This is a genomic window from Streptomyces sp. NPDC056987 (genome assembly GCF_042673865.1).
In the GTDB taxonomy this organism is placed as follows: Bacteria; Actinomycetota; Actinomycetes; order Streptomycetales; family Streptomycetaceae; genus Streptomyces.
Window position 1 is genome coordinate 83,267 of the sequence record NZ_JBHURV010000015.1, and the last position, 12,980, is coordinate 96,246.

The 12,980-nt window shown below is 66.0% G+C and carries 13 protein-coding genes; 1 reads left to right on the forward strand and 12 read right to left on the reverse strand.

Translation table 11 applies throughout. The annotated features are described in order from the left end of the window. Window positions 1-39 precede the first annotated feature (39 nt). Entirely contained in the window at window positions 40-594 is a 555-nt protein-coding gene (locus ACFTZC_RS19300) for a hypothetical protein (RefSeq protein WP_382891209.1), read from the forward strand. 125 nt (window positions 595-719) lie between these two features. Here ACFTZC_RS19300 and ACFTZC_RS19305 read toward each other — a convergent pair whose 3' ends face one another. The 12 genes from ACFTZC_RS19305 to ACFTZC_RS19360 all read right to left on the reverse strand — a co-directional run bounded on the left by ACFTZC_RS19305 (window position 720) and on the right by ACFTZC_RS19360 (window position 12,624). Then, window positions 720-1,526, reverse strand: coding sequence for a hypothetical protein (locus ACFTZC_RS19305; protein ID WP_382891211.1), 807 nt, complete (start codon window positions 1,524-1,526; stop codon window positions 720-722). Window positions 1,527-1,590: 64 nt separating this feature from the next. Further along, complete coding sequence (locus tag ACFTZC_RS19310) at window positions 1,591-2,190, reverse strand: DUF4291 domain-containing protein (protein WP_382891213.1); 600 nt, start codon at window positions 2,188-2,190, stop codon at window positions 1,591-1,593. A 625-nt stretch (window positions 2,191-2,815) separates the two neighbouring features. Continuing rightward, on the reverse strand, window positions 2,816-3,238 hold the full coding sequence (locus ACFTZC_RS19315) for a hypothetical protein (RefSeq protein WP_382891215.1): 423 nt from the start codon (window positions 3,236-3,238) through the stop codon (window positions 2,816-2,818). A gap of 21 nt (window positions 3,239-3,259) precedes the next feature. Further along, window positions 3,260-3,634, reverse strand: coding sequence for a DUF4279 domain-containing protein (locus ACFTZC_RS19320; protein WP_382891216.1), 375 nt, complete (start codon window positions 3,632-3,634; stop codon window positions 3,260-3,262). Window positions 3,635-3,720: 86 nt separating this feature from the next. After that, a complete protein-coding gene (locus ACFTZC_RS19325) occupies window positions 3,721-5,400 on the reverse strand; it encodes a putative T7SS-secreted protein (RefSeq protein ID WP_382891218.1) in 1,680 nt (559 codons plus the stop codon). Continuing rightward, a complete protein-coding gene (locus tag ACFTZC_RS19330) occupies window positions 5,397-6,083 on the reverse strand; it encodes a hypothetical protein (RefSeq protein WP_382891220.1) in 687 nt (228 codons plus the stop codon). The genes ACFTZC_RS19325 and ACFTZC_RS19330 overlap by 4 nt, the downstream gene beginning before the upstream one ends. Continuing rightward, window positions 6,080-6,607 carry an SseB family protein gene (locus ACFTZC_RS19335; RefSeq protein ID WP_382891222.1) on the reverse strand — a complete coding sequence of 176 codons (528 nt, stop codon included), beginning with the start codon at window positions 6,605-6,607 and terminating at the stop codon, window positions 6,080-6,082. Before ACFTZC_RS19335 ends, ACFTZC_RS19330 begins: the two co-directional genes overlap by 4 nt. 124 nt (window positions 6,608-6,731) lie before the next feature. Then, window positions 6,732-7,877 carry an ABC transporter ATP-binding protein gene (locus tag ACFTZC_RS19340; RefSeq protein WP_382891384.1) on the reverse strand — a complete coding sequence of 382 codons (1,146 nt, stop codon included), beginning with the start codon at window positions 7,875-7,877 and terminating at the stop codon, window positions 6,732-6,734. Between the two features lie 31 nt (window positions 7,878-7,908). Next, a complete protein-coding gene (locus ACFTZC_RS19345; protein ID WP_382891224.1) occupies window positions 7,909-8,967 on the reverse strand; it encodes an ABC transporter ATP-binding protein in 1,059 nt (352 codons plus the stop codon). An 11-nt stretch (window positions 8,968-8,978) separates the two neighbouring features. Continuing rightward, a complete protein-coding gene (locus tag ACFTZC_RS19350; RefSeq protein WP_382891226.1) occupies window positions 8,979-9,944 on the reverse strand; it encodes an ABC transporter permease in 966 nt (321 codons plus the stop codon). Beyond that, window positions 9,937-10,866, reverse strand: coding sequence for an ABC transporter permease (locus ACFTZC_RS19355; protein WP_365815600.1), 930 nt, complete (start codon window positions 10,864-10,866; stop codon window positions 9,937-9,939). The genes ACFTZC_RS19350 and ACFTZC_RS19355 overlap by 8 nt, the downstream gene beginning before the upstream one ends. A 135-nt stretch (window positions 10,867-11,001) precedes the next feature. Then, the gene (locus tag ACFTZC_RS19360) at window positions 11,002-12,624 is read right to left on the reverse strand and encodes an ABC transporter substrate-binding protein (protein WP_382891229.1); all 1,623 of its coding nucleotides are present in this window, start codon (window positions 12,622-12,624) and stop codon (window positions 11,002-11,004) included. Window positions 12,625-12,980: the final 356 nt, after the last annotated feature.

The window sequence follows — 12,980 nt, forward strand, 5'->3', positions numbered from 1 at the left end:
AGGTCTCGCGCGACGGCATACGGCAGCAGGATGGACCGCATGGACCAAGGATGGGCGGCCGTGGCGGGAGCCGGAGTAGGCGTCGCCGGCACCCTGTGCACCTCGTGGCTGACGTATACGGCCGCTCGGCGGCAGGCTCGTGACCAGGGGGCGGTCGATCACGGTCGGACGCTGCGGAGCGAACGCCTGGAGGCATACCTCGCATTCATGAAGGCGGCGGAGCCGGTCGACAGTGTGCTGCACCGCGTCGCACACCAGGACGGCGTACGGGACTCCGCCCGGGACTCCCCGCCTCCGGCCGATGTGCTGCGCGAAGCCGTCGAAGAGCTCGGTACCGCGGTGGACGCCCTCTACAAGGCACAGGCACGGCTCGATCTGATGGGGCCGAAAACCGTGGCCGCGGAGGCCGTGAACGTGTGGTCGGACGTACGGTCCCTGCGGATGTACCTCAAGAGAGTGCTCCGCGAGACGCTCGAAGGGGAATCGCCTGATGACGGGTACCGCACCAGCCTCGAAGACGCAGTTGACGCGGTGGAGGTGAGCCGGGAGAAGTTCGCCCAGTGCGCTCAGGGGGTGATTGTGACCCCGCCGTGAGACCGCCGGAAGTCCGCCGCCGAACGTGTCGCGCGCCCGGTTCACGCCGGGTGAGTGGCAGGCCTTCAAGTCCGGCATGGGCACAGGGGACTTCGAAACCTGTAGCCGGCGACCACCGGGCATGGTCAGCCGATGCGCTGCCGCACTTCGTCACGTATCTCCTGGACGTTCCGCGCCGTGGCGTCGAGGTCGACCGAATCCGCATCCTGCGCGGAATCCTCAGGGGTAAAGAACGCAACGTAGCCGACGGTGTTCTCATCACCCCATGCGCATACGGGGACAGTGGAGGTCCCGTCGTCGTCATCGGAGAGCAGGACAGTGCATTCCAGATCGATGCCTGCCCCTTCTGGCGTGATGACCCGTGAAGGGTTGGGCTCGCTCATCCCGTCCGCCTGCCGCATGCCGCGCAACAGGCCCTCCCTCTCCTTCTCCGGGTTCTTGAACTGGCCGTACATTCCCACAAGGGCGAGCCCGCTCTGCGCATCCGTAGCGGATCCGGTGTACGAACCCAGGATTCCTCGCACATTGAGTACGTCCGGACCGTCGCCGTAACCATCCCTCTTCAACCGGTCGTTCGAGTCGGCACTTCCGTCCTTGACCAGCTCGTAGCTGCTGTTCAGCAGTGTCTTCGGCGCGGTGAGCCTGTACTCGGCAGCCGCGAAATCGTCGGAGGAAGCACTACCCCGATTACCGAGGTAGGAGAGGACGAGGAGTCCCCCGACCGACGCCGCGACGATACCGAGGATCAGACCCGGCCGGTTTTTGCGCGGAGGCGGCCCCGGCGGGAACTGCCCCCAGGGTGCCTGGCCGGCGTACGGCGGAGGGGGCTGCTGGTAGTACCCGGGCGGATACGGGTGGGCGGCGTACGGGTTCGGCTGCTGCGGGGGGCCGTACGGGCCCGGAGACTGATGGGGCGGGGGTGGCATGCTCATGATCACGCATCTTATGCACGCATCCGACGCGAGCCTCCACTCCTGTTGTGCATGAGACGGCCGATCACGGCGATATCCGCATGCGCGCGATGCGTTCGCCCACAGCCGCCGGAAGCGGATACTCTCGCTCGTCCGGCAGTAGGGCGGCCACTTCCTCGCGATCCCCACCGCGAACCGCCCGGCGAATGTCGCCGACCGTACCGGTGATGTCGGTCATGCCGACGATCCAGTCGTCCAGATACCTGTCGACCGCCTCCCCCGACAGACCGATCTGAATGGCGCGTCGGGACAGCGGATTCAGGGCGGTATCGCGGTCAGGGTCCCACTGCACCCGAACCGGACTCGACTCCAACTCCGCCCGCCACTCGGCCTTGTCGCGGTAGCGGGTCCGGTCGAAATGGCTGAGGCATGCGCGAGAAAGAGCCCACTCGAATCCCTCCAGCGTGATCTGGATGGACAGGATCCGCTCCTGGTCCGGCTTCGTGGCCCAGCCCGAGCGATACATCATCCAGAGGAACGAGGGCTTGATCCACGTCATCCGTGTGCGCTTGAACGGATCCACAAATGTGCCGGCTGCCACTGCGGGATCAGCGATCCTCACTGGATACGCCTGATACACCGTGATGGCATCGTCCGTGAAAACCGCGCGAACTTTCTCATTCATACGGATACCTCTTCCGCCCATACCTCCGGACGCCTGAGGATCGGACCGTCGACCTCACTCGCACCGCACATGTACAGAAGCCACCGCAATTCCTCCCACGCGAAGAATGATTCACCCCACGCGTCAACCCGCAGCCTCAGTCGACCATCCGGCAGGGACGTCAGATCCCACCACGCCCACCCTCGCACCTCCGCTTCCGGATGAAATCGATACAGCCAGTCCCGCAAAACCCCAGGGCCCCTCTCCAATTCTCTCCGAGTAGCGCAAGGCGCCCACCCGGGCGAAATCCTCGACGGGACCATGACCTCCGAGGCACACAGCCCTGAACCAGGCCGGTATCGTATCGACAGGGAAATCATCGTCCTCGAACTCCTCCGACATCGCCAGCGCCAAGACCGCACCCAGGGCAGCCCGAAGCCGGGTCGCATACTCGATAGCGGGAGGCGGAGATCTCCGATCCCATGCAGAATTTCCGGCCCCCCGCCCAGAAAACAATCATTCAACGTTCTTCTCGGACCGCACCAAGCATCGACCTTAAAATTCATCCCAGGCAGACGTTCCAGGCGCCCTGGTGCCCCAACCAGCCGCCTCGCCCTTCATGATCATTATTTACCAAGACGAGCCTTCACCCGTCGAGCCAACTCAGAGGATCCTCTTCCTGAGCATCCGTGAGCGAAGTAACCGTAATAGGAATATCCAGGGATGCCAACCTACCAATCACCCGAGGCGAAAGAGACAATTGGGAGCCGGTTCTCACCGTTCCCGCGATGGCCACTTGAACCGTATGACCAGTTTCACGGAGATTTTCCACCCCACCCAAGCAAGGCTTGAAGCGGTCTACCAGCGCAACGACTTTTGAATCCAAGTCATCACTGAAACCCTCGCCATAAGTGTACGCCCACCAATTCGGCCCGGAGCTGATGAGAACACCACGCTCCGACGGAACAGCATCAATGCTCAGAAAGCCACAGACAATCGGGGCATCGACGGGCTCTTTCATTACAGCCAGTGAGATATTCACCGATTCCCAGGCCTCGAACACAGCCACGACACATCCTCACTAAGCCAACTATCGCTCATTGACATTGGGAATAATTTTCACCGAGGTTTGCAGGCGAGAAATCCTTGCCATGTCCTCTCCGGAGAAGACGATCTGGGAGTCATCATCCGCAAAACCCGAAATGACGATAAAAGTTTCGCAGCCTTCGGCTCTCAATATTTCCAGCACCCGGGCACACCCTTCGGCTGCCCGCAGAATCACATCGAGCTGCTCCGAGAAAATTCTGGTCGTGCGCTCGTCACACTGCAGACGCCATTGCCCGTCAGTATCCCCGGCAGGATTCCAGCGATCAACGCCAGGCAGCCGCACAGCCGAGGGGCGCAACCCCAGGCGCCCCGTGACCGAATCAGGGTCGAGGTCATCTTTCTTGACCACAAGAGTCACATCCGTCAGAGTCCATGACTCTCCCGGCTGCCCTGCGCTACTCATTGAATCTTCACCCGATTCTCCCTTGCCGAGGCTGCTGTAGGCTACTGCTTGAACTCACGACAGGCCGCCCAGTGCACATTCCCCATGTCGGTTTTCAGGAGATCGGCGAGCATCGTTCGTTGTGAGACTGTTGTGGAGTTCTCGTAAACCGTGAATCCACCCGGCCCCTTCGCTTCGGGTGGAGCCAGGGTGTAGTTCGGTATCCTATCTCCTGGCACGAACTTCTCCATCGCCGTCCCGGGGTAAGAACCTCCCTCCACAGCAACGCCGTTGAGTCCAGGGATCCTGTCGCCATGCGCCACATAAAATGAGACGCTCGTGCCCGGCGGTACTGTTACCTCACCTGCTCCAACTTCAATATACCCATGGCCGGCCAATACGGTCTCGCCATCCGGCCGCCCGCCTTTGAGAACTCGACTTGCATAGTAATGCCCGTCCTGATCGGACCATTTTCGCGGCGACACCTCTGGCGAGCTCTCGATGACCGCCCTCTTCACGTCCTCGAATGCCGGAAGGTCGGCTCCGGATCCTCTGCTCGCCAGATTATCGAACGGGCTTCCGGCACTCTCTCTCAAACCATTCTTGAGGCCGTCTCTCATACCCGCGCGGGCCGCGCTCCTGACGCCGCCCGCCGCGCGGCCCGTGCCCTTCGTACCGAACAGTTCGGGCACGATGCGGCCGGCGAACTCGCTCGGGTCCTTCTTCGCCGCGATCCAGGCGTCCTTGAGTGCCTGGTCGGGGTCGGCGCCCACCGCGACCAGGCCGGCCAGCGTCATGTTGACGCCCTTGTAGTACTCGGCCGGGTGCGTGATGTTGTACGCGTCCATCGGGTTGACCGAGCGGACGAAGTTGGTGATGCCGACCGTGCCCTTGACGATGCCGCCGCCGAAGTGGCTCATCTCCGTGGACCGGCTGACGGAGAAGTCGACCAGGCCGAGCTTCGCCCGCTCCGCCGCCGAAGGCATCGCCGGCGCGTGGGCCAGCGCCGCCGCGATCGCCTTCCGGGCCGTTTCGGCCGCCTCGTCGCGCTGCCGGCGGGCCTCGGTCAGGATTTCCCGCGCCCGTGCCCGCCGCGCCTCACCCGGATCGGTGAACTCGCCCGGATCCGGGAGGGGATCGGGGCCGGTCCTGGCGGCGTTGTAGGCGTCGACCTTCTTGTTGTACGCGGCCACCGCCGCCTTCGACGCCGCCTCGCCCTCCTCGTGGCGGGCGATCGCCTCCGTGGCCTCGGCCTGCGCCCAGGTGACCGTCGTCGCGTATGTCTTCAGCGCCCCCGCCGCGTCCCCGAAGGAATCCGCGGCGCGCAGCCAGTCCCCGCCGAGCGGTGCGAACTTCTCGCGGAACGCGTCGGCCGCCGCACCCTTCCAGTGGCCGGAGTCCAGGTTCTTCATGCCCCGGCCCACGAGTTCGAAGGCGTCCTGGAAGTCGGTGAGGTTCCGCGCGCTCGCGTTGATCCTGGCCGTGCTGCCGTGGATCAGCTCGTCGGCCTCCTCGCTCTGGCCGAGCTGCCGCTCCCCCACCTTCGCACCGAGCGAGGACGCGGCGCTGTCGCCCCAGTCCTCGACCTGGTCCGCCAGACCCTCGGCGCCCGCGTACTCCAGACCGGCGCCGGCCTTGTCCGTCGCCCAGTCGACGCCCTCGCCGACCTTGCGCTTGCCGGCCTCCCAGCCGGCCTCCAGCTTTCCGAGGCCCTTGTCTGCCAGCTCGCCCCAGTCGGTCACCGGCCGGCCGCCTCGTCAGTCGTCCCCTCGCCCGGTCCGCCGATCGGCCCGTACCGCTCGTCCGCCTGCTGGACGGCCCCCTCCGAGGGGCTGAAGGTGTCGCGGAGCTTGTCGTCCCCCGGTCCGCTCAGCTCCGGGCTCACGATGCCCTTCTCCTGGAGGTCCTTCAGCGCTCCCCGTTCCGCCACGTACATCGTGTCGCCCCAGGTCTGCTTCGTCTCGCCGTGCGCCTGCTCGAACGACTCGGCGCTGTAGTCCGCGCCGTCGGTCGCGGACTGCGAGCGGATCTCGTCCCAGCTCTTGCCCTGGACCTCTTCCTCACTGAGGTGCGGGTTCCCGTTCACCGCGTTCACCGCGATCTTGAACGTGCCCTTGACGTACTGCTCCTGCTCGTGGAACGCCCCGGCCGACAGCCCCACACCGGAGGCGAAGGTGTTCCCCCGCCACATCAGCGCCCGTACGCCCCACTCCCAGCGCTGGCAGAAGGCATCGAACTGCGCGGCCAGCCCCTCGTGTCCCAGCTCCAGCCCGGTCAGGGCGAGTTCCGAGAAGCCGCGGCCCGCGGTCGCCTCGCCGATCGCGCCGAGGTCCTTCAGTTCGCCGTGCGCCTTGTCGATGCCCTGGGCTATCAGCGCCAGCGCCTCGTCCGGGGCGTCGAGGTCTCCCGCGTCCCCGCCGCTCACCGGGTGCCCTGCGCTTTCGCCGTTCCCTCGGCGCCGGGATCCACGACCGCCGTCTCCGGGACCACCCCGGCCACCGGCGGGAAGAGGGTCCCGTCGGGGCTGCCCGCGTCCAGGGCCACGCCCGCCGGTACGCCGAGCAGTGGCACCATCACGTCCAGCAGGCGCGCGCCCAGCACCGTACGGTACGGCCACTCCCGCGCCGCGTCTCCGCGCGCGAGCGCGAACCGGGCCAGCGCGGCCTCGTCCGAGAAGGCGCAGATCCACCGGACGCCGCCCTGCTCCGCCGTCCAGAGGCTGCCCTGGCCGTCGTCGGGGACGAGTACCGCCGTACGCCGGAATTCCCCCAGCAACGCCGCGAACTCCGCCCTCGCCGCCTCGATCCGGTCGATCCGATCGGCCGCGAACGCCGCGGGGGCCGGCGGGGTGACCGGGCCCGGGCGGCTTCCGCCCGGCTCGGAGCGGGCCAGATCCGCCAGGCGCAAGGGGCGTTCCCGCCCTGGTGAACCGTTCCCGCTCATGGTCATGAGCCGGATTCTGTCGTGATCGTCTTATGTGACGCAACGCCGAAAGGGCGGACCGCGAACGCACCGGGGCCCGGAACCGTCCACACGGTTCCGGGCCCTCGGGCGGTGCGGGGCGTGACGCGGGTCAGGCCGCGTGGACCACGTCCTTCTCCTCCGCGAAGTGGCACGCCGACTCGTGCGCGGCCTCGGTGTCCGAGTCCTTGAAGCGCTCCGGGACGGCGAGCAGCGGCACCTCCTCCGCACACCGGTCCTGCGCCTTCCAGCAGCGGGTGCGGAAGCGGCAGCCGGACGGCGGGTTGGCCGGGGAGGGGACGTCTCCGGTGAGGATGATCCGCTCGCGGCCCTCGCGGGCCTCCGGGTCGGGGACCGGGACCGCCGACAGCAGCGCCTGGGTGTAGGGGTGCGTGGGGTGGTCGTAGATCTGGGTGTCCGTACCGATCTCGGCCATCTTGCCGAGGTACATGACGCCCACCCGGTCCGAGATGTGCCGGACGATCGACAGGTCGTGCGCGATGAAGACGTACGAGAGGCTGAACTCGTTCTGGAGCCTCTCCATCAGGTTGATGACCTGCGCCTGTACAGAAACGTCCAGTGCCGAGACCGGCTCGTCGGCGACGATGACCTCCGGCCGGAGCGCGAGGCCGCGGGCGATGCCGATGCGCTGGCGCTGACCGCCCGAGAACTGATGCGGGTAGCGGTTGATGTACTCCGGGTTGAGCCCCACCACGTCCAGCAGCTCCTGGACCCGCCGCCGCCGCTCACCCTTCGGCGCGACCTCCGGGTGGATCTCGTACGGCTCCCCGATGATGTCGCCGACCGTCATCCGGGGGTTGAGCGAGGTGTACGGGTCCTGGAACACCATCTGGATGTTCCGCCGCACCGCCTTCAGCGCCCGCCCCGACAGCTTCGTGATGTCCTCGCCCTTGAAGAAGACCTCGCCCGCGGTGGCCGTCTCCAGCATCATCAGCAGCTTGGCGACGGTGGACTTGCCGCAGCCGGACTCACCGACGATGCCCAGGGTCTCACCCTGGTACAGGTCGAACGAGATGCCGTCGACGGCCTTGACCGCGCCGACCTGCCGCTTGAAGAGGATGCCCTGCGTCAGCGGGAAGTGCTTGACGAGGTTGCGGACCTGGAGGATCGGCTCGCCGCGCTCGACGGGCGCCTCGATCGCGGCGACGGAGGCCGACTCGCTCGCCGCGTCGACCACGTCCACCTCGGTGACGTTCGGGGTGGTGTCCGCCGCGTCCTGGCCGTTCGCGCCGTCCATGGCCCGGGCGGCCTCGTCTCGTTTCGCCGGCTCAGCCATGGATCGTCTCCTTCCAGAAGTGGCACGCACTGCCGCGGCCCGGCAGCTCGCCGCCGTCGCGCTCGGTCACCCGCACCAGCGGCGGGACGTCCGTACGGCAGATGTCCTGCGCCGAGGGGCAGCGCGGGTTGAACGCGCAACCGCTGGGGATCTTCAGCAGGTTGGGGGGCAGGCCCTTGATCGCGTACAGCTCCTGGCCCTTCTGGTCCAGGCGCGGGATCGAGTCCAGCAGACCCCTGGTGTACGGATGCGCCGGACGCTTGTAGATCTCGTGCACCGGAGCCGTCTCCACGATCCGACCCGCGTACATCACCGCGATCTTGTCCGCGACGTCCGCAACGACACCGAGGTCGTGGGTGATCAGGATCAGGCCCATGTTGAACTCACGCTGCAACTCGGCCAGCAGATCCATCACCTGCGCCTGGACCGTCACATCGAGCGCCGTCGTCGGCTCGTCCGCGATGATCAGATCCGGCTCCAGCGCCAACGCCATCGCGATCATGATCCGCTGACGCATACCCCCCGAGAACTGATGCGGGTAATCGTTCACCCGGTCCTTCGCCGCCGGAATACGCACCCGGTCCATCAGCTCGATGGACTTGGCCTTGGCCTCCTTCTTGGAGAGGCCCTGGTGCACCCGGAACATCTCGCCGAGCTGGTAGCCGACGGAGAGCACGGGGTTGAGCGAGGAGAGCGCGTCCTGGAAGATCATCGCGATCTTCCGGCCGCGGATCTTGCGCCGCTCGTCGTTGCTCATCTTGAGCATGTCCTGGCCCCGGAAGAGGATCTCTCCCTTGGGGATGCGGCCCGGAGGCATGTCGAGGATGCCCATGATCGCCTGCGCGGTCACGGACTTGCCCGAGCCCGACTCGCCCAGCACGGCGAGGGTCTCCCCGGCGGCGACGCTGTAGTTGACTCCGTTGACCGCCTTGGCCACGCCGTCCCGGGTGTGGAACTCCACGTGCAGGTCACGGACTTCCAGCAGCATGCCGCCTTCGCCGCCGGAGGCATCCGGAGCGGACCGGTCCGCTGTCTTCTCGATGATGGTCATGTACGCCTCCCTCAGCGCAGCTTGGGGTCGAGGGCGTTGCGTACCGCATCGCCGAGCATGATGAACGCCAGAACGGTGATCGAGACCATGACCGACGGGATGATCAGGACGAACGCGGCGTTACGGAGCTGTTCCTGGCCCGAGGAGATGTCGACACCCCACGAGACGGTCGGCTCGGCGAGGCCGATGCCCAGGAAGGACAGGGTGGCCTCGGCGGAGATGTAGCCGCCGAGCGCGATGGTGGCGACCACGATCACCGGGGCGATCGCGTTGGGCAGGATGTGCCGCAGCAGGATCCGGGTGGTGGAGGCGCCGAGCGCCTTGGCCGCCATCACGTAGTCCGCCTGCTTGACGGTGAGCACCGAGCCACGGGCGACACGGGCGATCTGGGTCCAGCCGAGGAAGGCGAGGGCCAGGATCACGACGTACACGTGGCGCTCCTCGAACGAGGTCAGGACGACCATCGCGCCGAGGATGAAGGGGACGCCGAAGAAGATGTCGGTGACCCGGGAGAGCAGGGTGTCGATCCAGCCGCCGAAGTAACCGGCGAGCATGCCGACGACCGTACCGAGCACGGTGACGAGCGCGGTGACGGCGAGGGCGACGGTGATGGAGGCGCGGGCCCCGTAGATCACGCGTGCGTAGACCGAGCGGCCCTGGATGTCGTAACCGAACCAGTCCTCCTTGAAGAAGTGGCTCCAGTTCGGCTTCTGCAGGTAGTGGTTGGCGAGATCCGCGTACCGCGGGTCCGCCCCGGTGAAGAGCCCGGGGAAGATCGCCATCACCAGCAGTACCACGATCAGCACGGCGGAGATGAGGAAGAGCGGGTTGCGCCGCAGGTCGTTCCAGGCGTCCGACCACAGGCTGCGGGGCTTGCCCAGCGAGCCGTCGGCGGGCGCCGCCGGGGCCTCGGCCAGCGCCTCGGCCGGTTTCACCCCACCGGTGTCCTTGGTGGTGTCCTTGAGTGCCTCAGGCATAACGGATCCTCGGGTCCAGGACCGCGTAAAGCAGGTCGACGAGCAGGCTGGCGACGAGATACACGACCACGATCAGGGTCACGATGCCCACGACCGTGGCGCCCTCCCGGTGCCTGAGCGCGTCGAAGATGGCGTTACCGACACCCTTGACGTTGAAGATGCCCTCGGTCACGACCGCGCCGCCCAGCAGCGAGCCCAGGTCGGTCCCGAGGAAGGTGACCACCGGGATCATGGAGTTGCGCATCAGGTGCACGACGACGATACGACGGCGCGGCAGCCCCTTGGCAACCGCGGTGCGCATGTAGTCGGAGCGCAGGTTCTCCGCGATCGAGGTACGGGTGAGCCGTGCCACGTACGCCAGGGAGAGCGAGGCGAGTACCACGGCGGGCAGGAACAGTTCGTCCCAGCTCGCTTCCCCGCTCACGTTCGGGTCCACCCAGCCGAGTTGGAAGGCGAAGAAGTACTGGCCGAGGAAGCCGAGCACGAAGGACGGAACGGAGATCAGCAGCAGGGTCAGGATGAGCAGCCCGCGGTCCCGGAGGGTGTCGGCCTTCAGACCGGCGAAGACCCCCATCGAGATACCGACGAGCACGGTGAAGGCGAAGGCGAACAGGGCCAAGCGGACCGTGATCGGGAACGCCTCGGAGATGATGTCGGCGACCGGTCGCCCGCTCGCGATCTGTGTGCCGAAGTCACCCTGGAACAGGCCGGTCAGATAGTTCCAGTACTGGTGCCAGAGCGGCAGATCGAGCCCGAGATCCTTCTTCATCGCAGCGATCTGCGAGGGATCGGAGGTCTGCTCACCGGCGAGCGCGCGCACGGGGTCACCGGGCAGCGCGAACATCATGGAGAAGACCAGCAGGGTTGACCCGATGAACACCGGGATCATCTGGAGCAGTCGCCGCGCGACATAACGCCCCATGTTTGCCTCCGAATGAAATAACTTCAGCCCCGAAGGCCGCTCCCCGTGCTATGCGGGGGAGCGGCCTCGGGACCACCGCCGTCGGGGCGGCTTCTGGCCGAGTGGGGGGGGATGGCCCTCGGGCCGTGGCGCGACCTACTTGGTGGTGACCTCGGTGAGCTCGTAGTCACCGTGGAAGTCGACCTTCACGTTGTCCACGGACTTGGAGTAGCCACCGTTGGCCTTGTACTCCCACAGCGGGATCGCCGGCATCTTCTCCAGGACCAGCTTCTCGGCGTCCTGGTAGGCCGCGATCGACTCCTCCAGGGTCTTCGCGCTGTCGCCCTTCTTGAAGGCCGCGTCGACGTCCTTGTCCGAGAACCGGCCGTTGTTCGCCTCGGCGGTGGTGCCGTACAGCTCCCGCATGAAGTTGACGTTCAGCGGGTAGTCGGCGACCCAGCCACCACGGTAGGCGGACTTGACCTGGTTGTTGTCGCGCGCCTCCAGGTCGGTCTGGAAGTCCGGCTTGGCGTCCGGGACGCAGTCCACACCGGTGGAGTTACGGATCGACTCGCAGACCGCGGTCACCCACTCCTTGTGGCCACCGTCGGCGTTGTACTGGATCCACATCTTGTTGCCGGGGACGCCACCGCCCTCGGTGACCAGCTTCTTGGCCTCCGCGGGGTTGAACTTGAAGACGTCGGTGCCCAGGTCCTGGTTACCGGCGACACCCGGCGGGGTGAAGCTGGTGGCCGGCTTGCGGGTGCCGTTGAGGACCGTCTTGGTGATCGTGTCGCGGTCGATGCCCATCGACAGACCCTGGAGGACCTTGGGGTCGATGCCCTTGAAGGTCTTCGAGTAGAACGTCGGCACGATGGACTGGATGGCCGCGTACGGCTGGTCGACCGCGCGGTCGCCGAGGTCCTGCTTGTACTTCGGCAGGTCCTTCGGGCCGACCTGCTTGACCAGGTCCAGGTTGCCGGAGAGCAGGTCCTGGTACGCGGCCTCGACGGTCGCGTAGTTCTTGAAGAGGATGCCCTTGTTCTTGGCCTTGTTCGGACCCTTGTAGTCAGGGTTGGCCTTGACCTGGATGAGCTTCTTGTGGTCCCACTTCTCGAAGATGTAGGGACCGTTGCCCACCGGGGCCTGGCCGAACGCCTTGGTGTCCTTGTAGAAGACCTCGGGCAGCGGCGCGAAGGTCGCGTAGCCGAGCTTGTACTCGAAGTACGGCACCGGCTTCGAGAGCTCGATGGTGAAGGTGGTGTCGTCGACGACCTTCAGGCCCGACATCGTGTCGGACTTCGGGTCACCCTTCTCCGGGTGGACGTCGGCGTAACCGGCGACATCCTCCCACCAGAAGGCGTTCTGCTGGTTGTTCTTGATGTTGGCGTACCAGTTCCACGCCTTGACGTACGACTCGGCGGTGACCGGCGTGCCGTCGTGGAACTTCCAGCCGTCCTTGAGCTTGACCGTCCACGTCTTGGAGTCGGTCGTCTTGATCGACTCGGCGTTCGTGTAGACGATCTGACCCTTGGAGTCGAAGTCGACCAGCTGGGTGAAGACGGACTGGATGACGTAGCTGCCGACGGACTCGTTGGTGTCTGCCGGGATCAGCGGCTTCTGCGGCTCGCCGTTGTCGATGGAGATGTAGCCCGCGGGCTTGCCCTTCTCCTTCGAAGCCGAGTCGTTGCTGTCGTCGCTGCCGCCGCCGCAAGCCGTCGCCGACAGGGCGACGACAATCGCGCCCACTACCCACTTGGCGCTCTTGGCACCGCGCATGGGTTCCTCCTCATGAGTCCACTAGTCACTACGAGAAGGGCACTGTCTACGCGCGCTGACACCCCTGACAGCGGGCTTGTCGGCAGTACCCCAAGTGTGCTCGTGAGTCGGCGCTCCCCATCGCGCATGACCCATTGACCCGAGCTCAACGGAGCCAACTATTGAGTACGACTGACCTGTAAACCACACTTAAAGGGTCTCGTTTTGACAACATCGACCGACCCCGGTGGCCCGAAATCCGGACAAACAAGAACAGACAGACAGGCCCGAAACGGACCGTTAACACATGTTCCGGAGAGGGCGCTCCGATATCCGGACGTTCTGGTCGAGCCGCACGGTGCCTCCGGGGCGGAAAT